This window comes from Achromobacter sp. DH1f (assembly GCF_000633435.1).
Lineage (GTDB): Bacteria > Pseudomonadota > Gammaproteobacteria > Burkholderiales > Burkholderiaceae_B > Achromobacter > Achromobacter deleyi.
Genome location: NZ_AYMF01000027.1, coordinates 1 through 21,334, shown reverse-complemented (window position 1 = coordinate 21,334; position 21,334 = coordinate 1). Strand labels below are relative to the sequence as shown.

Sequence of the window (21,334 nt, the reverse complement as noted above, 5' to 3'; positions counted from 1 at the left end):
CAAGGTCAGTGCGACTGGCCGGAAATGTAGCGTTCGAGTTCCGTGATGATGAACTTCTGCTCGCTCATGACATCCTTGACCAGGTCGCCGATGGACACCAGGCCCACCAGCTTTTGCTCGTCGATGACCGGCAGATGGCGGAAATGCCGTTCGGTCATCAGCGCCATACAGTGTTCGCGGGTGTCTTCGGGGCGCACGTAGAAGACCGAATCGGTCATGATGTCGCGCACTTTGGTCGTGCGCGACGAGCGGTCCTGCAGCACGATCTTGCGGGCGTAGTCGCGCTCGGTCAGCATGCCCAGCACCTCGGCGCCATCGACCACCACCACGGCGCCGATGCCGCGCTCGGCCATGGTCTTGATGGCGTCGTACACCGAAGATTCCGGCGAGACCGTCACGACGGCGGGGTTGGCCTTTTCCCTGAGAATCTCAGCAACTTTCTTCACGATGTGCTCCCGAATCGCTGGCAAGGTTCAAACGCCGGCCCCTGCCGTGCGCCTGCGCGCGGCGAGCGGTGTGGCCGTGGCTCCATCCTAAGCCCGGGGCAGGGATTGCCGCAAGCGTCTGATAAATAGAGAGCCGGTATTGGGGCAGAGGCTCCCGGAGCAGATGGCTGTAATCACGTCCGCCGTAGAAAATGCCAATGATGGTCACAGATGCGTGTTCGCCCACTTTATAGGCAATCGTGCAGCGTCGTTGGTGGTGCAGAAATCGCACATCGGGAGTGGCGGTATCGCGCTGCGCACCCCTGTTGGGAAAACTCACCAAGTCCAGACAGGCCCGTACAACATCATCGATGTATCGATCCGCCGCACCGGCTGATCCCGCAGCGCTGAAGTACCGCTGCATTTCAATGATGTCGCGCAAGGCATCGGGGGAAAACACGACGTGTGTCATGTCAGCGCGATGGGCGAGATGATGCGCGCTCGGCGGCAAGCGCTGCTCGAACGTCGTTGATGGTCAGCAGTCGAGAGGGATCTGCCTGGCAAGCCGCACTGATCGCCTCGATTTGTCTGATCCAATCTTGTTCAGTGAGATGTTTGTCCCTCTGAACATATCGGGGCGGGAGTGGCACGGATTTGCGGTTGGCCGTTAACGCAGTGGAATAGGGGGGGATTGGGCAGCGCAGCATGGAAGGCTCCTTGTCGTTTTGGACAAGGACAGGCTACGTGTTGCTCTATGCCGCTACAAGCGTTTCGACCCCGTCAATACGTCCGATCTTTATTTCGATGATGTCGTGTGCTGAAAACAAGAGATCTATTTGCGGAGTCTGCGGCCATCCACAATAGCGAATACTGTCAACATCGCCGATTATGGGACATCACTTTCGTTCCTAGGAGTCCCCGGGCTATGAACTTGACAGACGAATACAGGAAAGCGGCGCTAACAGAGTTAAGCCATCCTGAATATCGTGAAGCGGGTTTAATGGCCCTGTATGAACTAGCGCAGGCTGAAGGCCAGATACCGTTTCACACTTGCGCCATAAGGTCATGCCAACTCGGCGGCGGCCCGCAAGCGCAGGCCGCCGCCCCGCATCACCTCAACGGATCAGAAACCCCGCGCCCACCGGGTCATTCTTGTCGATGACCCAGCGTGCCGTACCCAGGATGCTGGCGGTGCCCTTGACCGTGGGGCGCACCGCGCGGGTGCCGTTCAGGTTCACCTCGCCCAGCAGGCAGCCTTCGAACGTGCCGCTGCCCAGCAGGCCTTCCGACTTGATCGGCTGGTTCAAGCCCATCTTGCCGCGCGCCTCGAACATCGCCATCATCGCGCTGGTGCCGGTGCCGCCGGGCGAACGGTCCAGTTGCCCCGCGCTGAACACGTGCACGTTCTTGTAGAAGGCGCCTTCGATCGTCGGCTGGTGCCAGAACGTGATGAAGTTCAGGTTGTTGATGTGCGCTTCGGTCGGATGCTGGATGCGGTGGCGTGCATTGAGCTGGTCGCGCACCAACAGGCCCATGCGCGAAAGTTCCGTGCCGTTGTCCGGCGAAATGCGCAGGTCGCAGTTCGACAGGTCGACGATGCCGAAGTAATTGCCGCCCCACACGATGTCGGCCGACAGCTTGCCGTAGCCGGGCAGTTCCACCGGGATGTCCTGCGCCGCCACGTAGGCCGGCACGTTCTCGAAGCGCGTCCACAGCACGTTGTCGCCTTCGGACGCCACTTCCGACACCACCAGTCCGGCGGTGGTCTCGAAGCGGATGCGGGTGATGCCGTCCTTGCCGCGCGGCACCAGGCCGTTGGCCACCATGGCCATGCTGACCGCGATGGTGCCGTGGCCGCACATGTGCGAATACTCGGTGCCGTCGATGTAGATCAGGCCGGCGTCGTACTCGGGGCTGGACGGCGGCGTGAGGAACACGCCGAACATGTCCTTGTGGCCGCGCGGTTCGCGCATCAGCGCCTTGCGCAGCCAGTCGTAGTGCTGTTCCAGGAACGCGCGCTTTTCCAGGATGGTCGAGCCGGCGGGGTACGGAATGCCGCTATGCACGATGCACAGGGGCTCGCCTTCCGTATGGGTATAGATGACATCGAACGCGTCTTGCTTGCGCATGACAAAAGCTCCAGGCGGTAGATAGAAGAGAAAAGTTATTTGCCGCGTTCGGACAGCATGTCCAGCCCGACGGTCAAATCCAGGATCACGATGGCGACGACCGCAGCCACGATCGTGGCGCCCGATACGGCTGCGATGGTCGGATCAATCGTGTATTGCACATAGTTGAAAAGCTTCACCGGGATCGTGTTCAGGTCCGCGGTGGTATTGAAAATCGACAGCTCCACGTTGATCCACGACGAGATGAACGCGAAGATCGAACCGGTCACGATGCCCGGGCGGATCTGCGGCAGCACCACCAGGAAAAACGTGGTCCAGGGATTGGCGCCCAGGTCGGCAGAGGCTTCTTCCAGCGCCCGCTGTTCGGGCGTCAGCAGCGTCAACGTGGATCGCAGCACGAACGGCGCGATGATCACGATGTGGCCGATCAACAGCGACAGGAAACTGCGCGTCAGCCCGAAGTACGCGCCGAACTGCAACAGCGCCGCGCCCAGCACGATGTGCGGCAGCACCAGCGGCGACATCAGCACCGACGTCAATGCGGCCTTGCCCGGAAATTCGTAGCGCGCCAGGGCCAGTGCCGCGGGCACCGTCAGCAGCACCGCCGCCACCGTCGCGGCCAGCGCCAGCACCGTGCTGGTGGTGAACGCGGCCACGTAGCCGGCTTCCACCAACAGCGTGCGATACCAATCCAGTGTCCAGCCCTGCGGCGGAAACGCCAGGTACGGCGTGGCGGTGAACGACGCGCCCAGGATCACCACGAGCGGCAGCGCCAGGTAGGCCAGCACAACCAGCGCGATCAGGCGGATCAGGTGGCGGGCGATCATCGCGCGGCTCCCGGCAAGGTGGCGGCGCGGTTGGCCAGCGCCACCAGGATCAGGGTAAAGACCAGCAGCACCATGCTCAGCGCGCCGCCGTAGTGAAAGTCGAACACCGTGCTGTATTGCTGGAAGATCAGCATCGACAGCACCGTGACGCGGCCGCCCGACAGCAGCGCCGGCGTCACATAGGCGCTGACCGCCAGCGTGAAGACGATGATCGCGCCCGACACCACACCGGGCAGCGTCAGTGGCCAGGTCACATGGAAAAAAGTCGCGGCAGGGCTGGCGCCCAGGTCGGCCGAGGCCTGTTCGCAGGCCGGGTCCACCCGCGCCAGCGCATTGCCCACCGCCAGCACCACGAAGGGCAGCAGCACATAGACCATGCCGATCAGGATGCCCAGCTCGGTGCCGATGAAGCGCATCGGCCGGTCCACCGCGCCGGTGGCCATCAGGCCCTGGTTGACCAGGCCGTTGCGGCCCAGCAGCACCATCCAGCCAAAGGCGCGAACGATGTTGCTGGTGAACAGCGGCACCACCAGCAGGATCACGCAGGCGCGGCGCCAGGCCTGCCAGCGCACCACGCGCACCAGGTACCAGGCCAGCGGATAGCCCAGCACCAGGCAGGCCAGCGTCGTGAACAGGGCCAGCCGGAACGTCACCAGGATCACGTCCCAGTGGTATTGATCGGCCAGCACGCGCAGGTACTGGGCGGCCGTGGGCGTCAGCCCGTCAGGCCCGCCGGTGGCGCTGGCCAGCGCCACCACCGCCAGCGGCGCCAGGAAGAACGCCGCGAAGAACAGCACGGGCGCTGCCAGCAGCAAAGCGGGAGAAAGCCAGGCGCGCCGCATCATGGCTGCCCGCTTATCAGGTGCAGGTTCTGGGGCGCAAACGCCAGCGCCACGTCGGCGCCGCCATGCAGCCCCGTGGGGGCAATGCCGCCATGCCGCGCCACCAGCGTCTGCGCGCCGATGTCGACGTGGATCATGCTGTGGCTGCCGACGTTGATCACGTCGGTCACCTTGCCGGTCAGCATCGCGTCGGCCGCGTCACACAGCTTCAGGTCTTCGGGCCGCAATACCGCCAGGCCGCGGGCGGCGGCCGGCTGCGGAAAGTGCGGCACGCGCAGGCCCTGGGCGTCCAGCACCAGGGCGCCGTCGTCGGTGGCGGTGTAGGCCAGGAAATTGGCGTCGCCGATGAATTCGGCCACGAACTGCGTGGCCGGACGCCGGTAGATATCGGTACCCGCGCCCACCTGCTCGATGCGGCCCGCGTGCATCACCACGACGCGGTCGGCCATGGTCATGGCCTCTTCCTGGTCGTGTGTGACGAAGATGAACGCGATGCCCAGCCGTGCCTGCAGGTGCTTGAGTTCAAGCTGCATGCGCTTGCGCAGCTTCAGGTCCAGCGCCGACAGCGGCTCGTCCAGCAGCAGCAGCTTGGGCTGGTTGACGATGGCGCGCGCCAGCGCCACGCGCTGCTGTTGGCCACCTGACATTTCCCGGGGGTAGCGCGCACCGAAATCGGCCAGCCCCACCATGTCCAGCGCGTCCCGGGCGCGCGTCGCGGCCTGTGCTCGGGACGCGCCCTGGCGCCGCGGGCCATAGGCCACGTTTTCCAGCACCGTCATGTGCGGAAACAGCGCGTAGTTCTGAAACACGGTGTTCAGCGGCCGGTGGTGGGCGGCCAGGCGGCTGATGTCCTGGCCGTCGATCAGGATGCGGCCGGACTCCGGCTTCAGGAAGCCGGCGATCGACTTGAGCAGCGTGGTCTTGCCGCAGCCGCTGGGGCCCAGCAGGGCCACGAACTCTCCCTGCTGGATCGCCAGGTCGATGCGGTCCAGCGCCTGGTAGGCGCCAAAGCGCATCGACACGCCTTCGATAGTGAGCAAAGCGGACATGGGAACGGGACCTTGCTCAGCGCTTGCGGGCAACCTGCCGGTTCCACGCATCGGTGACCTCGGCGCGGCGGGCGTTGATGATGTTCCAGTCGAACAGGCTCAGGTTCTTCACCGAGCCTTCCGCGCCCCAGGGCAACTTGCGGGCGACGTCCTTGGACACCTGCACGTCCTTGACGGCCGGGCCCAGGTAAAGGCGGGTGGCCAGGCAGGCGGCGGCATCCGGCGTCAGCGCGGTGTCGATGAACTTCTGTGCGGCAGCCTTGTTGGGCGCGCCCTTGACCAGGTGCAGGCGCGCGTCGGTCGCCCAGACGCCTTCCTTGGGCACCGTGAAGCCGATCGGCAGGCCCTTGTCGATCAGGTCCCAGGCGCCCACGTTGAAATGCGCGCCGATCACGGCCTCGCCACTCTGGTAGGCGTTGGTGGCCGCGCCCGAGCTGTCAAAGAACAGGGCGGTGTCCAGCGACGCCAGCTTGGCATACAGCGGGCCCAGGTTCGACGGATCGATCGCCCAGACGCGGGCCAGGAAGAAAATGAATGGCACGCCGGACGAATTGGCCGGCGAGGGCACCGCCACCGCACCTGCATATTCGGGCTTCCACAGGTCTTTCCAGCTGGTCGGCGGCTGGGTCACTTCCTTGGTGCTGTAGGTAATGCCCAGCGAGTAATAACCGGTGCTGACCGCGAACACGGATGCGCCGTCGCGATACACGCCCTGGTCGATCACGTTCTTCAGATTGGGCACGGCGGCCGGGTCCAGCGCATCCAGCACGCCGGCCTGCTGCGCCAGCTCGCTGATGCCGCCATCCATCCAGGCCACATCGATGGTCGGCGCGGCCTTCTGCTGCTGCAGCTTGGCCAGCGTAGTGGTGGACGTACCGACTTCCGGCACCACCGTCACGCCGGTCGCCTTGGTATACGGGTCCGCCACGCAGGCCCGGAACGCGTCGCCCCAATTGCCGCCGTACCAGGCGACGGTGATCTTCTGCTGCTGCGCCAGCGCTGCCTGCGACGCCAGGATCAGCCCCGCACCCAGTACTGCGGCGCCCAGCGCGCTGCGGCTGTGTGTTGCCATGTCGGATTCCCCTTGTAGATTTGTCGATCCGCGAATCATTGACTCAAGTACCACAGCCACATCTTGGGCGATGCTCGGGAAAACGAGCTTGAAGGCGCGGGACATAAACTTGAATAATTGCGTCATGACTGTCGCCGCGCCACCTTCGTCCGCACCGCTCTCCTATGAAGACGGCGAAGACCTGCTGCCCCCGGGGAAACCCGCACTGACCGTCGGCCTCGTGCTGCTGGACCAATTCACGCTGGCCGCCTTTGCCGGTTTCGTGGATGTACTGCGCCTGGCGGGCGACCACGGCGGGCGCAGCCGGCAGATCCACACCGCCTGGCGTGTGATGAGCTGGGACGGCAAGCCGCGCTGCTCCAGCGCCGGCCTGACCATCGACGTCGCCGCGGGCCTGCCCGACGACCCGACCCAGTTCGACTACATCGCCGTCTGCGGCGGCAACGACTATTCCAGCGGCCGCATGCCCGAGCCGCTGCGCGATTGGCTGCGGCTGGCGGCCGCGCAGCGGGTACGCCTGCTGGGCATTTGCACCGGCACCTTCGCCTTGGCGCAGGCCGACGTGATCGGCCCGCGCACGGTCTGCGTGCACTGGAATGTGCTTGAAGCCTTTCGCGAACGTTTTCCGCAGACGCGGGCGGTGGTCGACAGATTGTTTGTCGACGAAGGCGATCTGATTTCCTGCGCAGGATCGACGGCCGCGATCGATCTGGGCCTGTACCTGGTGGCGCGCCACTGCGGCCGCGACAAGGCGCAGCAGGCGATGCGCCACATGATGCTGCAAGGGGCGCGGCCCGGTCGCGTGCCGCAAGCGCATTTCCGCACCGATCTTTCGGGTATCCAGGACGTGCGGGTGCGCCAGGCCGCGCATTTCATCGAACAGCGCATCGACAATCCGCCGCCGCTGGATGCCATTGCCCGTTATGTCGGCGTGGGCCGCCGGCAGCTGGAAAGAGCTTTTCGCCTGGCCACGGGCATGTCGCCCATGGCGTTTCAACGGCAACTGCGCCTGGAATATGGCAGCTGGTTGCTGCTGAATAATGCCTGCAGCATCACGCAGATTGCCCTGGACTGCGGCTTTGCCGATGGCGCGCATTTTTCGCGCGATTTTCGTGCCCATTTCGGCCAGTCGCCGCGCCAGTATCAACAGGTGCATGGACGCCAGGCCGCGCAGGTCGACGGCGAAATCAGCGTCTTTGCTGTCTAGGCCGGTTACCTCCCGAAACCGTGTGGCTCCGTGCCGTCATCAGGCATGGCTGGCCCCTGCCTTAGTATGGGCAGGAACTGGCATTCCGTTTGGAAGGAGACCTGCATGACCTACGATCTTTGGTATTGGGACGGCATCCCCGGACGGGGCGAATTCGTGCGCCTGGCGCTGGAGGCGGGCGGTATTCCTTATCGCGAGCGGGCCCGCGAACCCGGCGGTGAAAACGCATTGCTCAAAGACATGCTGTCCGACCGCAAGCATCCGCCATTCGCGCCGCCGTATCTGGTGGCCGGCCAGATGACGCTGGCGCAGACTGCCAACATATTGCTGTTCCTGGGCGAAAAACATGGCCTGGCGCCTGACACCGTCGAAGGCCGCCTGTGGGTGAATCAATTGCAGCTGACCATCGCCGACATGGTGGCCGAGGCGCACGATACGCACCATCCCATTGCCGCCAGCGATTATTACGAAGACCAGAAGGAAGAGGCCGTCCGCCGGGCTCGCAGTTTCCGCGAAGAACGCATTCCCAAATTCCTGGGTTATTTCGAAGGGGTGCTGGCCGGGCCGGATGCCTGGCTGGCGGGCGGCAAGCACTGGACCTACGTGGATTTATCGCTGTTCCACCTGATCGATGGCCTGCTGTACGCATTTCCCAAGCGCATGGGCACCCAGGCCGTGAAATTTCCCAACATCATGGCCCTGCATCGGCGTGTGGCGGAACTGTCGGCGTTGCAGCCTTACTTCGCCAGTGGCCGGCGCCTGCCTTTTGGCGAAGGCATATTCCGTCACTATCGGGAACTGGACGCGGAATAAACCCTCATTGGTTTTCGATCCGACGCCATTTTCATTCACGAGTTAAATAAATAGGGCCGCCGTCGAGGCGGCCTTTTCATTATTACCGCCAGGCATTCGGAAAATGCGAGACGGATGCGTATTAACCCTGACGTCGCCATGTATTGCGGTTTATGCCGTAGTTGAATTAATGCTGAATTTGCGAGTAATAAAGAAACGTCGTGAAACTTTTTTCAGTAACCGCCTTCTCAAAATATTGAGAACGCCTGATTTTTAGGATTAAATATTTTCGACTGGATACATTCTTCCGTTTTTTCTGTATTCACTGACCTGCCGTCGCTGCGGTAGCGACGGATATGCAGGCAAGCGTGTGCATGCGGCGCGGCGTGCACTGCCTGATTGTTGGGACGCGCCAAGCAGTCTGCTTCAGATAAGCCGCCGTTTCTTTATCCGTTTCAGAACACTCGTCCCATCCACTGGCAGGAGATGTCAACATGCAATGGCTTACCCTAAACCGCTTGCTCCGTGGCGAGCGCGGTATGCAGAAAGCGGACCTGTATGGCCAGATCGCGGCCATCCACAAGGCGCAGGCGGTTATCGAATTCGATCTCGAAGGCCACGTGTTGATGGCGAACCAGAATTTCCTGGACACCATGGGCTATGAACTGGACGAGGTGCTGGGGCAGCATCACCGCATGTTCGTCGACCCCGACGAGCGTGAATCCCCCGAATATCTGGATTTCTGGCAAAGGCTGGGGCAGGGCGCACATGATGCGGGCCGTTATCGGCGGATGCGCAAGGACGGTTCGGATGTGTGGCTGCAGGCCAGCTACAACCCGATTTTCGACAAACGAAATCGTCCCTTCAAAGTGGTCAAGTACGCCACTGACATTACCGAGCAGCAACAGCGCCAGGCCGATACCGAGGGCCAGCTCGAAGCCATTTCCAAGGTGCAGGCCATTATCGAGTTCGAACTGGACGGCACCATCATTCGCGCCAACGACCTGTTCCTGAATGCGGTGGGTTATCGCGAAGACGAGGTCGTGGGCCGGCATCACAGCATGTTCGTGCTGCCCGAAGAGGCGCGCGGCCAGGCCTACAAGGATTTCTGGCGCAAACTGCGCGGCGGCCAGCACGATACCGGACAATACCTGCGCATCGGCAAGAATGGCCGCCAGGTCTGGATCGAAGCCAGCTATAACCCGATTTTCGACGCCGAGGGCCGGCCGTTCAAAGTCGTGAAATTCGCCACCGACATCACCAAGCGGTTTACCGCCGCCCAGACCCTGCGTGTGGCCGTTCAGGGGTTGACCGAAAATGCCGGGCGCGCCAGCCAGGCCAATACCCTGGCGCAGGACGCCTGCAAGGTCGCCGAAGAAGGCGGCAAGACCGTGCAGGGCGTGGTGCGCACCATGAGCGCCATTACCGACAGCTCCAAGCGCATTTCGGAGATCATCGGGGTGATGGACGGCATCGCGTTCCAGACCAATATCCTGGCGCTCAATGCCGCGGTCGAGGCCGCGCGCGCCGGGGCGCATGGCAAGGGTTTTGCCGTCGTCGCGGCCGAGGTGCGCAGCCTGGCGCAGAACAGCGCTGCTGCGGCCAAGGAAATCAAAGGGCTGATCACGACTTCGGTCGAGCAGATCGAAAACGGCGCCAGCCAGGTCCAATCGGCCGGCGCCACCATGGAAGACATCGTGGCCTCGTCGCGCCGGGTCACGGAAATCATGGGAGAAGTCGTCGAGGTTTCGCTGGCCCAATCCGGGAAGCTGGGCGAAGTGACCGAAGACATCACCCAGATGACCGCCGAGGCAGCCTCCGCCTTGCAGGCCGCCCACGAATTGCATGGCGGCCACGCCATCCTGAAACCGGCGGTGAAACCGGTGGCGCCGGCCGTGCGGGCCCGTCCGGCCGCCAACACGCCGCTGCCGCCCAAGCCCGTGCTGGAATACGTGCGGTACTGAACACCCGGTGAGTACCCAGGGCGGCGCCACCGGCCGCCCGAGTGCGCTATAAATACGGTCTTGTTTGAACCCGTCGGCCCAGGCAGGAAACCCCCGCCCGGGCCGTGCTTTTTTTGCGGCAATCTTCAATGACCGAATCCGAAGCCCTGGCTCTTGCCACCCATCGCCACTACAAGGGCGGCCTGTACCGCTATGTGGATACCGCCCGCCATTCCGAAACGGAAGAGTCGATGGTGGTCTACGAGCATCTCTGGCCGCACGCGCGCGGCCTGTGGGTGCGGCCGGCCGACCTGTTTTTCGGCCAGCTGGCCGACGGCTCGCCGCGTTTTGCCCCGCTGCGCGCGGCGGAGTAGGCCGTGGCCTTCTACTACCGCAGGACGCGTCAGCCGGGCACCACGGCCCGGCCTGCCGGTGCCGCTCGCCCGCCTTCGGCGGCGGTGTCCGCGGCGCTGGACGCCTTGCGTGGCCCGTTCATCGTGGCCGACTTGGAAACCACGGGCTTGTCGACTTCGAGCTGCGAGATCCTGGAATTCGCTGCAGTCCGCGTGGGACTGGACGGCGCCGCCGAACGGGAATACGCACAAGTGGTGCGCACCCGCGGCGCCGTGCCGTCTTTCATTTCGCGGCTGACCGGCATCACCCAAGCCGAAGTCGACAGCCAGGGCCTGCCCGTGGCGCAGGCGTTTGCGCGGTTCCTGGAGTTTGTCGAAGACCTGCCGGTGTTTTTCCACAATGCGTCGTTTGACCGTCGCTTCCTGGAAGCGGCCGCGCTGCAGACCGGCATGCCGTTCGCCAATGCCACCCATTGCACGCTGGCGCTGGCCCGGCGGGCCTGGCCGGAACTGCCCTCGCACAAGCTGGACGTGCTGGCGCGGCACGTGGGGGCATCCGAACCCACCCACCGGGCGTTGGCCGACGTGCGCACCACGATCGCCGTGGCGCTGGCGGCCAGTTCAAGGCTGGCGGCGTCAGACTGACGCCGCCCGTTTTTCAGACCACTTTCTGTTCGTGATGCACCTGCGGCGGTTCTACGAAGAAGCCCGCCACCAGTTTGCGCCACTCTTGAAAATCGGGCGATTCCCGGAAATCCACCATATGGTTTTCGACGGTTTCCCAATCTACGACCAGCGTGTAGCGCTGCGGCTGCTCGATGCTGCGGTACAGCTCCATGCCATGGCAACCCCGGGCGCGCATAAAAAGCGGTTTGGCCTGCGCCACGCCGGCCTCGAACAGCGCCTCTTGGCCTTCGCGGACATGAATGCTGGCGATCTCCTGGATCATGATGGTGTCTCCGGATGAAAGGGGCCGGGCAGGGCCCGGTCGGGCGGAGTAGTATGGCTGAAAAATCCCCTCGCGTCGCCGGGCGGGCAGCAGGTTCGGCCTGCCGGCCCCCCGCCATTTCGATGAACCGACAAGCTGTCACCCTGCCGCGCCTGATCGTTGCTCGCCTATTGTGGTACGCGGCGGTCGCCGCGCTCGCCGTCATGGCGCTGGCCTCGCAAACCCAGTTCAGCGTGGCCGCCGTGCTGTCGGCCATTGCCATCTATGTGCCGCTGTCCATGCTTGGCCTGCCCTTGATTGCCTGGCTGGGGTTGAGCCGCGCCAAAGGCATCGCGCCCAAGGGACCGGCACCTGTCTGGCCCTGCTGGCTGGCCGGCGGGGCGGGCATCTCGCTGCTGGCCAGCTACCACCTATCGGCCCGGCTGGAACTGGCCGAGTGCGGCGTGCTGTTGTTGCTCGTCGCGGTGGACCTTGCGCTTGTGCGGCGAGAATCGGCCTGCCTGGCCGGGCGCATTCGTACGGACCTGCGCGCCTGACCCTGCCGCGCTCGGCGTCGGCACGCCATTGCGCCGTCGTGATACGGCTTTGCTCCGTCCATCCTGACAGTCAGCCTAACGGCTATCGCCGCTCGGCCTGCCGCCGTGCGCGCTAGGTTAATTGCGCGAGGGCGCGGCCCGTCGACCCATCCTTAGAGTTGAGAAGCGCCGCAGCAATTTCTTGCGCGGCGCGTCCCGCCTCGTCCATCCGCATGGCCCGCGGCGCGGTGCTCGCAGATTCCACGACATCTTTTACGTCTTCTTCCCCACTCTCTAGGGACCGGTCGCCCGTTTAACCGATATCGACATCCTTAGTGCGGCGCAATCATTCCGTACCAATACAAAAGTCCCAAGCGTCACGTTGCCGTAAGGGCGTACTGCGTCGGGGTGGTAAAGGTCCGCGCCGGTCGGCCACCGGCACCTGTTCATCCGCATGAAACGGATCAGGAGGAGCTCAAATGAAAAAGCTCGCAGCAGTCGCAACTTTGTCCTTCGTCGCGTTCTCCGCCTACGCGGGCGGGCCGAGCCCCAGCATTTCCGCATCGGGCCACGTCGGCACCATCACCGGAACGGTCTCGTCGGTTTCCACGGGCACTTCCGTGGTGTCGACGCAGATCAACGGCTATGGCTCATCGAACCAGACGTCGTTCGGTGAGACGGGCGGCGTCGCCAGCGCCGGCGGCACGTTCGACAAGGACGGCACCAACGTGGTGACGAGCACCCGGCAATATGCCACCAGCGAGACGTACGGCCACATCACCGGCAATGCGCCGATCATGGTGGGCGACAGTGTCGCCAACGGCGGCGCCACGTTCGGCAGCACCACCACGAACGCCTCGGCAACGGGCACGTTCAATGCGGGGGCGATCGGCGCCACGGCGTCGATTCACGGCATCGGCCCCGTGGGCGGTATGGGCGGGTTCGGTCACTGAGCAGCAGGCAACCCGGACGGCCTCGGCCGTCCGGCTGGAGGACATCATGAAAACCATTGCGCTTGCCTTATCCCTGTCGCTGTCGCTGGTGGCGTTCTCGGCCAACGCCCAGACCAGCTCTTCCGCTGCGACGACCTCGGCGTCATCGGGGTCCACCAACGCCGGCAACAACCAGGGTATTACGCTTAACTCCAACAATAGCGGCTCGAGCACCTTGCGCACGGCGCCGCCGATTGGCGCGCAGAGCTTCTACGGCTCGTTCTCGTCAGACAGCTGCATGGTGTCGGCGGGCGGCGGCGGTTCAGTCGTAGGGTTCGGCATGAACGTCGCGTTTCCGGTCGAAGACACCAAATGCAGCCTGCGCCGCAACTTCGAACGCACCATGCAGGCCGCCGCGTCGACCAAGGATCCGGATCGCTCGCGCAGGCTGGAAACGGCCGCGGTCGACATCCTGTGTCAGACCGACGATCGCACCAAGGCGGCGTTGACCGCCCAGGGCCTGTGCACCAATCCGTCGTTGACCACGGCAGACCATCGTTTCGAGAATCCGACCGTGGCCCAGGCCGCGCCCGCCAGCGCCGCGCCGCAGGCCATGATCGTGCCCGCTCAGCCGCCGATGCAGACGGCACAGTACGCGCCGCCGCCTGCGCCTGTCGCCGCGCAAGCCTATCCGGTGCTGTCGGTGCAGAACTCCATGTCCAACTCGCCGCCGCTGCGCAATCCGCGGATGAATCGCCAAGGGCTGGTGGACTTCTATTCGCCGGGTTGAGATCGTGTCCGGCGAACCGATGCGCAAAGGATCAGGGCGTGGCGGCTGGCGCGGCCGTGGCGCCCGGTCCTTCGGCGGCAGGCGCTTGCAAGGCCGTGGCCTGCGGCGCAGAGGCCAGCAGCATGGTGGGGGGCGACGAGACCTCCAGCCCGGCGTCATGCAGCCGTTGCAGCAACGTGAACAGCAAGGCGCTGCGCACGCCGTACGACGAGCGTGGCGACGACACATAGCCCTTGGCGTTGAACACCAGGTTGCCGCCTTCGATGCCATCCAGGAACACATTCGGCGCCGGCGTATCGAGCACATCCTCGTGATCGGCAAACGCCTGCAGGATCAGTTCGCGCACACGCTGTGCATCCGTTGACAGCGGCAGCGGCAGCTTGATCTGCACCAGGCCCAGCGGGTTCGAACGCGTCACGTTGCGCACGGTCTTGGTCACGAATTCCGAGTTCGGCACGATGACCGTGGAACGGTCACCCATCTGGATTTCCGTTGCGCGCACGTTGATACGCAGAATGTCGCCCTCGACGCCGCCCAGCGACACCCAATCGCCCACCTTGACCGGCCGCTCGGCCAGCAGGATCAGGCCCGAGACAAAATTCTGCACCACCGCTTGCAGGCCGAAACCGATACCCACCGACAGCGCACTGGCGATCCATGCCACCCGTTCCAGGCCGATGCCCGCTGCGGACAGCGACAAGGCCACGGCCAGCACGAAGCCCGCATAGCCGAACAAGGTGGCGGCCGACAACTGCATGCCTGGGTCGAGCTCGGTGGTCGGCAGGTAGCGGTTGGACAGCCAGCGCTTGAGCATCTTCACGCTCAAGAGCGATACCGCCAGCACCAGCAACGCCTGCAGCACCGCGCCCGGGCGAATCTGCGCTTCGCCGATGGCCAGGCCCTTGCGCAGCTGGTCAAAACGTTGCAGCAGGTCCATCGGCCCTTCGCCGAAGGGCGCCAGCAGCAGGATCACCGCCAACAGCCCCACCGCCACGCGGCCCACGCCGGACAGCAGCACTGCCGCCTGGTCGCGCAGGCTGGGGCCTTCGCTGTCGTCGCGGTGCGACGTTCCCAGCAGGGTGCTGAAACCGTCTTCGATCAGGGTCGACAGCAGGTAGGCCGAGGCCAGGATGATCGCGACCCACAGCACCTGCTTGGTCAGGAAGCTGCCAAAGGCCACGTAGCCCGCCAGCAGGCTGGCCAGGCTGATCGCCAGCACCGTACCCATCGCCGTAAGCAGCAACGAGATCCAGAAGGGCGTCGGCGCGGCGTCCGCCTGTTGCGCCTGGCGCCGCAGGCGGCGGCCGATCGACAACGCCACCGCCATCGTCAGCATGACGAAGACGGACACGATGCCGGTCAGGGTGATCGTCGTGGTCAGGCTGGCGTTCAGCAGCACGGGCAGCCGTTCGGCCAGCCAGATCATCACGACCAGCACGCCCAGCACGCCGGGCAGCCAGCGCAGGCGCTGCGCGACTGCATCGGTAATGGGCGGCAGGCGCCACGACGGCCGGTTGGTCGACATCAGCGCGTAGCCCAGGCCCGACACGTAGCCGCCGAAACACACCGTGGCCACCAGGTTGGCCAGCAGCGCGCCAGTACTGTCCGACAGCTGCGAATTCCAGTCCAGGCCGGTGTGGATCAGCACGGCGATGACGCCGGGCGTCGCGACGGCCAATGCCAGCAAGGCGACGGCCAGGAACGAGCGGCGCAGGCGCCCGGGCGGCACCCGGGTCGCCGTGATCCGGAGCAGCACGCGCCCGATCCAGATGCGCAGCGCGATCGCCACGGCGGCCGCTACGGCCAACAATAGCCAGCCCCCTTTGGGCGTCTGGCCCACGGCGGTGGTCAGGTCGTCGCGCAGCGCCACCAGCCGTTCGAGGTCACCCGGAAATTCCTCGCGGAACTCCGCCCAGAACTGGCTGGACAGGAACGAATCACGGCGCTCGCCCAGCCGTGCCTGGAACTGCGTGCGGCGCAGGCCCGAGATCTGCTCAGCGGTCTGCGCGGCATCCACCGACAAGAGCCGCGCCAGCTTGATCTGCGCATCCAGCGCACGGCTGTTCTTTTCCAGCTGCATGCGCTGCGCCGCCACGTCGGGCGCTTCCTTGACGCCGTCGGGCGGGGCGCCCAACTCGCTCAGGCGCGCCGTCACGCTGGCCAACTGCGGTGTCAGGGCATCGGCGGTGGCATCGGCCTTGGATTGGATGTCCTGCACGTCGCCGCGTTGCTTGAGCAGGTTGGCATCGTCGGTCTCATCCGGCACGCGCTTGCGGATGTCATCGAGCTGCTTGCGGGCGTTGGCCAGCGTGGCGTCGGTGTCGGCGGGGGCCGCGGGCGCCGCGGCGAAGGCGGGGCCCATGCAGAACGCCAGCAGCAGGGCGGCGATCAGCGCGGCAAAGGACAGCGTGCGCGGCCGGGCGGCGCGCAAAGGCGGGTGTTGCAGGTTCGGGGTCATTTTTCTTGGGGCGATTTGCTCGCGTCGAGGCGGCAGCATAACAAGCCGCAGACGGGGCCGTTGCAACAAAAACTCAGCTGCGTCCCTGATAGATTTCGTGGCATCGGCGATGCCGCTGGCTGTCCGTCTGTCAGGGGAAATAGGGTCGGATAGACGCAGGTTTCAGGGTTGGGATCCGCGCTTGCGGGCAGCCGCTCGCCGAGGCTTGCCCAGCACGTCATCGCACACGGCCAGCCAGGCCCGCGCGGCGTAGGAAAGATAGCCGGAGGCCAGCCAGATATGGCCGACTTCCCATTGCAGTCCGGACTTGGCCAGCTTGGCGGTGCTCAGGCCGCGCGTCTTCATTCGCTGCATCAGCGGCTCGGGCAGCAGCGCGGCGCCCAGGCCGGCCGAGGCCATCGCCACCAGGAAGTCCCAATGCGCGCTCTGGGCGGCGATGCCGGGTTGCATGCCGGCATCGGCAAAGGCCTGCCGCAGCCTCCGTGTCATCGCGAAATCGTCCGTGGGAATCAACAGCCGGGTGTCGCGCAGCGCGCTCAGCGGCAGAGACGTCTTGCCCGCCCAGGCGGCGTCTGGCGGCCCGATCACCCAGATGGGATAGCTGCCGAAGGCCTGCACGGCCAGGCCGCTGTCGGGCGCGACGGGCAAGATGGTGGCGCCCACTTCGAGTTCTCCGCCGGCCACCAGGTCTTCGACCGCGCGGCCCGTGCCTTCGCGCAGGGTCAGGTGGATGCCGGGGTGCAGTTCGCGAAAGCGTTTGACCACCGGCGTGAACAGCAGATTGATCATGGGCGGAATGCCGACCTCAAGCGCCCCGCGCTGCAGATCGGCGGTCTGCCGCAATTCCTCGGTCAGCTGGCGCATGGTTTCCAGCACCTGCAGGCCGCGCTGGTACATCACGCGACCCGTATCGGTGGGCCGTGCCGTGTGGCCGTCGCGCACCAACAGCGCGGTGCCGGCTTCTTCTTCCAGCTGGCGAATCATCTTGCTGACCGTGGACTGCGTCACGAACAGCGCCTTGGCCGCCTGCGTAAAGCTGGCGTGCCGGACGGTTTCCACGAAATAACGCAGGGCGCGCACGTCCAAGGCTCAACTCCTTTGCAAGACGCGGAACATTCAAACAATGAAAAAAACGACTGGATTGGATGATTTTAAGTCATTACGAGATTTGGCGAGGCCTTCCTATACTGCGAAAAAAATCTGGAGACACCATGCATCTCGACCGTATCCGTCACCCTGGGCTGCGCGCCAAGATCACGTCCGCCGAACAGGCGGCCCTGCTGGTCCAAGACGGCATGACCGTCGGTATGAGCGGCTTCACCCGCGCCGGGGACTGTAAGTCCGTGCCCGCGGCCCTGGCCAGCCGGGCAGAGCGCGAGCCGCTGTCGATCTCGCTGATCACCGGCGCCTCGCTGGGCCACGACACCGACAAGATGCTGGCGCAGGCCAATGCGCTGGCGCGTCGCATGCCGTTCCAGGTCGACACCACGCTGCGCCGCAAGATCAACCAAGGCGACATCGCCTTCATCGACCAGCATCTTTCCGAGACCGCCGAGCAATTGCGCGCGGGCCATATCGGCCCCATCGACGTCGCCATCATCGAGGCCGCCGCCATCACCGAATCCGGCGCCATCGTGCCGACCATGTCGGTGGGCAATTCGGCGTCGTTCGCCCAGCAGGCGCGCACCGTCATCATCGAATTGAATCTGGGCGTGCCCGCGGCCATCGAAGGCCTGCACGACATCTACGTGCCCGGCGACCGTCCGGGGCGCGAGCCGATCGGCCTGGTGTCGGCGGACCAGCGCATCGGCCAGCCGTTCATCCAGGTGGACCCTGACCGCATCGCCGCCATCGTCATCACGCAAGAGCCGGACAGCCCGTCCAACGCCTTGCCGCCCGACGCCGAAACCAATGCCATCGCCGCGCACATCAACGCCTTCCTGCGCCGCGAAGTCGATGCAGGGCGCCTGACCAATTCGTTGCTGCCGCTGCAGGCAGGCATCGGCACCATCGCCAACGCCGTCCTGCATGGCTTCGAGTCGTCGGATTTCGATGGCCTGACCATGTATTCCGAGGTGCTGCAGGACAGCGCCATCGAACTGCTGGACCAAGGCAAGCTGGCGTTCGCGTCGGCCTCGTCCATCACGGTGTCCAAGCCGGTGTACGAAAAGATCCTGGCCAACATTGAGCACTATCGCGAACGCATCGTGCTGCGTCCGCAGGAAATCAGCAATGCACCGGAAATCGTGCGCCGCCTGGGCATCATCGCCATCAACACGGCGCTGGAATTCGACCTTTACGGCAACGTCAATTCCACCCATGTCGGCGGCACCCACATGATGAACGGCATCGGCGGCTCGGGCGACTTCGCCCGCAACGCGCACCTGGCGATCTTCGTGTCCAAGTCCATGGCCAAGAACGGCGATATTTCCAGTGTGGTGCCCATGGTGTCGCACGTGGACCATACCGAGCACGATGTCGACGTGCTGGTCACGGAATGCGGCCTGGCCGACCTGCGCGGCCTGGCGCCACGCGAACGCGCCCGCGCCGTCATCCAGCATTGCGTGCATCCGTCGTACCGCGACGCGCTGCAGGACTACTTCGATCGCGCCTGCCAGCGCGGCGGCCAGACGCCGCATCTCTTGGAAGAAGCCTTTTCCTGGCACCAGCGTTTCAACGAAACGGACAGCATGCGCGCGGCCCCGTCCGCCGAGCGCAAGGTCGCCTGAGCCTGGCGCGGTTTAACTGCCGCCGCAGTGGGGGGTAAAGCCGGGCCGCTTTACCCCTTTTTTTCTTGCGCGGCCTGGGCGGCCTCGTGGCGCGCCGGCGTCACCAGCGTCTTGCTCGACCGCTCCAGCTCATCGCGCAGCCATTGCTTGAACGCCACCAGTGGCGCCCAGTCGCGCAGGCTGGGCCGGTAGACCAGGTGATAGGTCTGCGCCTGTTCGTAGTGCACGCTGACGGGCGACACCTGCACCAGCCGGCCCGCGCAGATCGCGTCGGCCGCCAGCAATTCACGCCCCAGCGTGATGCCCAGCCCCTGTTCCGCCGCCTGCAGCATCATGCCTGCGTCATTGAAGGTCGCCACCGGCGTAACGGGCACCCGCAGGCCGGCCGCGGCGAACCAGTGCTGCCACATATCCCGTTCGCCCAGCAGCGGCTGGCGCGCCAGCGTTTCGGGCGTGTTGTCCGGCAAGGCCCGCGCCGTCTCGGGGGACGTCAGGGCGATCAGTGGCAGCGGCATATCGAACAGCGGTTCGGATTCGACGCCCGGCCAGGGCCCGCGGCCAAACCGCAACGCCGCATGAAAGCCGTCGCGCAGCAGATCCACGACCTGCTGGGATGTCTCGATTTCCAGCGACAGGCCCGGGTGCTGGGCATGCCAGCGCGCCATGCGCGGCAACAGCCAGCGCTGCGCAAATGACGGCAGCACCGACACGCGCATCCGCTGCGCGCTGCCGCTGGCCGCCGCGGACGCTGCCATCAGCCCTTCGTCCAGCAACGCCATGGCGCTTTGCACGCTGCACAGCAGTGCCGCGCCGGCGGCATTGAGCACAATGCCGCGCCCGCTGCGCTCGAACAAGGGAAAGCCCAATTGCTCTTCCAATCCCTTGATCTGCTGGCTGACCGCGCTGTGCGTCAGGTGTAGCCGGTCCGCGGCCGCGCGCAGGTTCTGCAGCTCGGCGACGGCGCGAAAGGCGGGCAGGGTGTTCAAAGGCAGGCGCATGGGCGGACTTTCATAGGGGTGAATCGCATTTGGTTAGATTAACTGACCGTAATGGGTAAAACAATTCGATTTTCAGGCGGATATTGGGCGACTACGCTTACCAAAACGGATAAAGCCAAGGAGCCCAACCATGTCTGCGCAAACCTGCCTCTCGATTTCCCCGCCATTTGCTACTGCTGCTGGTGCTGCTGCTGCTGCTGCTGGTGCTGCTGGTGCTGCGACTGGTGCTGTGGCCAGCGCTACGACCGGCAGCTCGGGGGCGGCCCGTCCCCAGTCGGCGTCCCCCGAGGTCCAACTGGGCACCGCGGCGCCTGCCACGGTCACCGCTCAGGCCGAGCCGCAAAGCGCATCGCGCGGCGGCATCCTCAGTCGGTTGTGGCGCGCCTATCGCCAGCGGCGGGCCGAGGCCGTCCTGCGCAACCTGGCGGACGAAATGGACGCCCATATGCTCAAGGACGTCGGCGCTCCGCAATGGCTGGTCAACGAGACCACCCGCGAACAGGCGCTGAAGCGCATCACCTCTATCGACAATCTGCGCTGGTGAGCGTCTGTCCGGTTGGGCGTTGGCAAGCACGGCGGCGTCCTTTCTGCCCTCTCCTATATAGATAGGGGAGATGCTGCGTCGTCCTGCTATCTATATAGATAGGGAAATGCCGCATCGTCCTGCTATCTGTCTATAGGTGACTTTCTATAGAGGACTCCCATCCAGGGCGCTTGTCCAGATGGGTGGTTGGGGGCCTCTGTCTATATAGATAGCGCAGGAGGAGGGCATCTTGGCGGGGAACGCCCTCTTGGAACGCGCTTCACTATATAGAGCGCTGCTACAGCCCGCCGCTGTAGAGCCGCGCCCGAATCCGTAGCGCCGTTCTGCGGCTGGATCAGCCTGGTGGCGCATGCCCTGCGGCAGATACGCAGGTTTTTGCTTCCGGCGCGTGACAACGCAAAATTCTGTGCTATAGTCTCGCTCCTTCGCAGTTCAAGCAGTTTTGTGAACAGCGAAGCCAAGCAAGTGCAACGGATCTGGATGCCTCGGCAAGACAGATTTGCCGCAGGGCTCCAAGGCGATGAGTTGGTCAGCAGTTTGTGACCTGATTCTCGAACCAGCAGTCAGCGGGTTTTGCAAAAGATGGTGCAAATCAGGCAGAAGCCAGTTGCACAATCTGCAAAAATTGTGCTATAGTCTTGGGCTTGGCTGGTGACAGCGAATCAGGGTTTACCCGGTAGGGTGGCCTGAATCAAGTTGCTAGCCGACTGGGCGGTAACCAACCTCTGGGGTTTCCCCGGGGCTGCTGGAAAGTGAAGCGATTCACCGGAAAGCGGGGTT

The 21,334-nt window shown here is 64.6% G+C and carries 21 protein-coding genes; 10 read left to right on the top strand and 11 right to left on the bottom strand.

Annotated features, from left to right (window positions below):
* Positions 1-5: 5 nt before the first annotated feature.
* The 7 genes from U858_RS0123010 to U858_RS0122985 all read right to left on the bottom strand — a co-directional run bounded on the left by U858_RS0123010 (position 6) and on the right by U858_RS0122985 (position 6,344).
* Positions 6-446, bottom strand: a complete 441-nt coding sequence (locus U858_RS0123010) for a CBS domain-containing protein (RefSeq protein ID WP_025139508.1) — start codon at positions 444-446, stop codon at positions 6-8.
* On the bottom strand, positions 430-897 hold the full coding sequence (locus U858_RS34965) for a type II toxin-antitoxin system RelE/ParE family toxin (RefSeq protein WP_081821694.1): 468 nt from the start codon (positions 895-897) through the stop codon (positions 430-432). Before U858_RS34965 ends, U858_RS0123010 begins: the two co-directional genes overlap by 17 nt.
* A 643-nt stretch (positions 898-1,540) precedes the next feature.
* Positions 1,541-2,554 carry a proline racemase family protein gene (locus U858_RS0123005; RefSeq protein WP_025139507.1) on the bottom strand — a complete coding sequence of 338 codons (1,014 nt, stop codon included), beginning with the start codon at positions 2,552-2,554 and terminating at the stop codon, positions 1,541-1,543.
* A gap of 35 nt (positions 2,555-2,589) precedes the next feature.
* Positions 2,590-3,381: an ABC transporter permease gene (locus U858_RS0123000; RefSeq protein WP_025139506.1), complete on the bottom strand. Its 792-nt coding sequence runs from the start codon at positions 3,379-3,381 to the stop codon at positions 2,590-2,592.
* Positions 3,378-4,226, bottom strand: a complete 849-nt coding sequence (locus U858_RS0122995; protein WP_081821693.1) for an ABC transporter permease — start codon at positions 4,224-4,226, stop codon at positions 3,378-3,380. The genes U858_RS0123000 and U858_RS0122995 overlap by 4 nt, the downstream gene beginning before the upstream one ends.
* On the bottom strand, positions 4,223-5,272 hold the full coding sequence (locus U858_RS0122990) for an ABC transporter ATP-binding protein (RefSeq protein ID WP_025139504.1): 1,050 nt from the start codon (positions 5,270-5,272) through the stop codon (positions 4,223-4,225). Before U858_RS0122990 ends, U858_RS0122995 begins: the two co-directional genes overlap by 4 nt.
* A 16-nt stretch (positions 5,273-5,288) precedes the next feature.
* The gene (locus U858_RS0122985; protein ID WP_025139503.1) at positions 5,289-6,344 is read right to left on the bottom strand and encodes an ABC transporter substrate-binding protein; all 1,056 of its coding nucleotides are present in this window, start codon (positions 6,342-6,344) and stop codon (positions 5,289-5,291) included.
* Between U858_RS0122985 and U858_RS0122980 the strand changes: the two genes are divergently transcribed.
* From U858_RS0122980 to U858_RS0122960, 5 genes are all read left to right on the top strand, one after another.
* Positions 6,343-7,551 carry a GlxA family transcriptional regulator gene (locus U858_RS0122980; RefSeq protein WP_369797713.1) on the top strand — a complete coding sequence of 403 codons (1,209 nt, stop codon included), beginning with the start codon at positions 6,343-6,345 and terminating at the stop codon, positions 7,549-7,551. The two genes, U858_RS0122985 and U858_RS0122980, sit on opposite strands and share 2 nt — an antisense overlap.
* 105 nt (positions 7,552-7,656) lie before the next feature.
* On the top strand, positions 7,657-8,364 hold the full coding sequence (locus U858_RS0122975) for a glutathione S-transferase (RefSeq protein WP_025139501.1): 708 nt from the start codon (positions 7,657-7,659) through the stop codon (positions 8,362-8,364).
* A 473-nt stretch (positions 8,365-8,837) separates the two neighbouring features.
* A complete protein-coding gene (locus U858_RS0122970) occupies positions 8,838-10,307 on the top strand; it encodes a methyl-accepting chemotaxis protein (RefSeq protein WP_025139500.1) in 1,470 nt (489 codons plus the stop codon).
* 128 nt (positions 10,308-10,435) lie between these two features.
* Positions 10,436-10,660, top strand: coding sequence for a DUF1653 domain-containing protein (locus U858_RS0122965; RefSeq protein WP_025139499.1), 225 nt, complete (start codon positions 10,436-10,438; stop codon positions 10,658-10,660).
* A gap of 3 nt (positions 10,661-10,663) precedes the next feature.
* Positions 10,664-11,284: a PolC-type DNA polymerase III gene (locus U858_RS0122960; RefSeq protein ID WP_025139498.1), complete on the top strand. Its 621-nt coding sequence runs from the start codon at positions 10,664-10,666 to the stop codon at positions 11,282-11,284.
* Between the two features lie 13 nt (positions 11,285-11,297).
* Here U858_RS0122960 and U858_RS0122955 read toward each other — a convergent pair whose 3' ends face one another.
* Positions 11,298-11,588: an antibiotic biosynthesis monooxygenase gene (locus tag U858_RS0122955; protein ID WP_025139497.1), complete on the bottom strand. Its 291-nt coding sequence runs from the start codon at positions 11,586-11,588 to the stop codon at positions 11,298-11,300.
* Between the two features lie 122 nt (positions 11,589-11,710).
* Between U858_RS0122955 and U858_RS0122950 the strand changes: the two genes are divergently transcribed.
* The 3 genes from U858_RS0122950 to U858_RS0122935 all read left to right on the top strand — a co-directional run bounded on the left by U858_RS0122950 (position 11,711) and on the right by U858_RS0122935 (position 13,825).
* Positions 11,711-12,124, top strand: coding sequence for a hypothetical protein (locus U858_RS0122950; RefSeq protein WP_025139496.1), 414 nt, complete (start codon positions 11,711-11,713; stop codon positions 12,122-12,124).
* A gap of 458 nt (positions 12,125-12,582) precedes the next feature.
* Positions 12,583-13,056, top strand: coding sequence for a hypothetical protein (locus U858_RS0122940; RefSeq protein ID WP_029954239.1), 474 nt, complete (start codon positions 12,583-12,585; stop codon positions 13,054-13,056).
* Positions 13,057-13,102: 46 nt separating this feature from the next.
* Positions 13,103-13,825 carry a hypothetical protein gene (locus U858_RS0122935; protein WP_025139494.1) on the top strand — a complete coding sequence of 241 codons (723 nt, stop codon included), beginning with the start codon at positions 13,103-13,105 and terminating at the stop codon, positions 13,823-13,825.
* A 31-nt stretch (positions 13,826-13,856) separates the two neighbouring features.
* Here the strand turns inward: U858_RS0122935 and U858_RS0122930 are convergent, their stop codons facing one another.
* A complete protein-coding gene (locus U858_RS0122930; RefSeq protein ID WP_025139493.1) occupies positions 13,857-16,283 on the bottom strand; it encodes a DUF3772 domain-containing protein in 2,427 nt (808 codons plus the stop codon).
* Between the two features lie 162 nt (positions 16,284-16,445).
* Positions 16,446-17,369: a LysR family transcriptional regulator gene (locus U858_RS0122925; RefSeq protein ID WP_025139492.1), complete on the bottom strand. Its 924-nt coding sequence runs from the start codon at positions 17,367-17,369 to the stop codon at positions 16,446-16,448.
* Between the two features lie 125 nt (positions 17,370-17,494).
* Here U858_RS0122925 and U858_RS0122920 point away from each other — a divergent pair, with 125 nt between their 5' ends.
* Positions 17,495-19,012, top strand: a complete 1,518-nt coding sequence (locus tag U858_RS0122920; protein WP_025139491.1) for an acetyl-CoA hydrolase/transferase family protein — start codon at positions 17,495-17,497, stop codon at positions 19,010-19,012.
* A gap of 50 nt (positions 19,013-19,062) precedes the next feature.
* Here the strand turns inward: U858_RS0122920 and U858_RS0122915 are convergent, their stop codons facing one another.
* Positions 19,063-20,010, bottom strand: a complete 948-nt coding sequence (locus U858_RS0122915) for a LysR substrate-binding domain-containing protein (RefSeq protein WP_025139490.1) — start codon at positions 20,008-20,010, stop codon at positions 19,063-19,065.
* 229 nt (positions 20,011-20,239) lie between these two features.
* Between U858_RS0122915 and U858_RS36240 the strand changes: the two genes are divergently transcribed.
* Positions 20,240-20,554 carry a hypothetical protein gene (locus U858_RS36240; RefSeq protein WP_025139489.1) on the top strand — a complete coding sequence of 105 codons (315 nt, stop codon included), beginning with the start codon at positions 20,240-20,242 and terminating at the stop codon, positions 20,552-20,554.
* Positions 20,555-21,334 lie beyond the last annotated feature (780 nt).

Bases quoted from the DNA above. Each gene is read 5' to 3' on its own strand.
- U858_RS34965 (WP_081821694.1), bottom strand. From the start codon at position 897: ATGACACACGTCGTGTTTTCCCCCGATGCCTTGCGCGACATCATTGAA.
- U858_RS0123005 (WP_025139507.1), bottom strand. From the start codon at position 2,554: ATGCGCAAGCAAGACGCGTTCGATGTCATCTATACCCATACGGAAGGC.
- U858_RS0123000 (WP_025139506.1), bottom strand. From the start codon at position 3,381: ATGATCGCCCGCCACCTGATCCGCCTGATCGCGCTGGTTGTGCTGGCC.
- U858_RS0122995 (WP_081821693.1), bottom strand. From the start codon at position 4,226: ATGATGCGGCGCGCCTGGCTTTCTCCCGCTTTGCTGCTGGCAGCGCCC.
- U858_RS0122990 (WP_025139504.1), bottom strand. From the start codon at position 5,272: ATGTCCGCTTTGCTCACTATCGAAGGCGTGTCGATGCGCTTTGGCGCC.
- U858_RS0122980 (WP_369797713.1), top strand. From the start codon at position 6,343: ATGTCGGATTCCCCTTGTAGATTTGTCGATCCGCGAATCATTGACTCA.
- U858_RS0122985 (WP_025139503.1), bottom strand. From the start codon at position 6,344: ATGGCAACACACAGCCGCAGCGCGCTGGGCGCCGCAGTACTGGGTGCG.
- U858_RS0122975 (WP_025139501.1), top strand. From the start codon at position 7,657: ATGACCTACGATCTTTGGTATTGGGACGGCATCCCCGGACGGGGCGAA.
- U858_RS0122970 (WP_025139500.1), top strand. From the start codon at position 8,838: ATGCAATGGCTTACCCTAAACCGCTTGCTCCGTGGCGAGCGCGGTATG.
- U858_RS0122965 (WP_025139499.1), top strand. From the start codon at position 10,436: ATGACCGAATCCGAAGCCCTGGCTCTTGCCACCCATCGCCACTACAAG.
- U858_RS0122955 (WP_025139497.1), bottom strand. From the start codon at position 11,588: ATGATCCAGGAGATCGCCAGCATTCATGTCCGCGAAGGCCAAGAGGCG.
- U858_RS0122950 (WP_025139496.1), top strand. From the start codon at position 11,711: ATGAACCGACAAGCTGTCACCCTGCCGCGCCTGATCGTTGCTCGCCTA.
- U858_RS0122940 (WP_029954239.1), top strand. From the start codon at position 12,583: ATGAAAAAGCTCGCAGCAGTCGCAACTTTGTCCTTCGTCGCGTTCTCC.
- U858_RS0122935 (WP_025139494.1), top strand. From the start codon at position 13,103: ATGAAAACCATTGCGCTTGCCTTATCCCTGTCGCTGTCGCTGGTGGCG.
- U858_RS0122930 (WP_025139493.1), bottom strand. From the start codon at position 16,283: ATGACCCCGAACCTGCAACACCCGCCTTTGCGCGCCGCCCGGCCGCGC.
- U858_RS0122920 (WP_025139491.1), top strand. From the start codon at position 17,495: ATGCATCTCGACCGTATCCGTCACCCTGGGCTGCGCGCCAAGATCACG.
- U858_RS0122915 (WP_025139490.1), bottom strand. From the start codon at position 20,010: ATGCGCCTGCCTTTGAACACCCTGCCCGCCTTTCGCGCCGTCGCCGAG.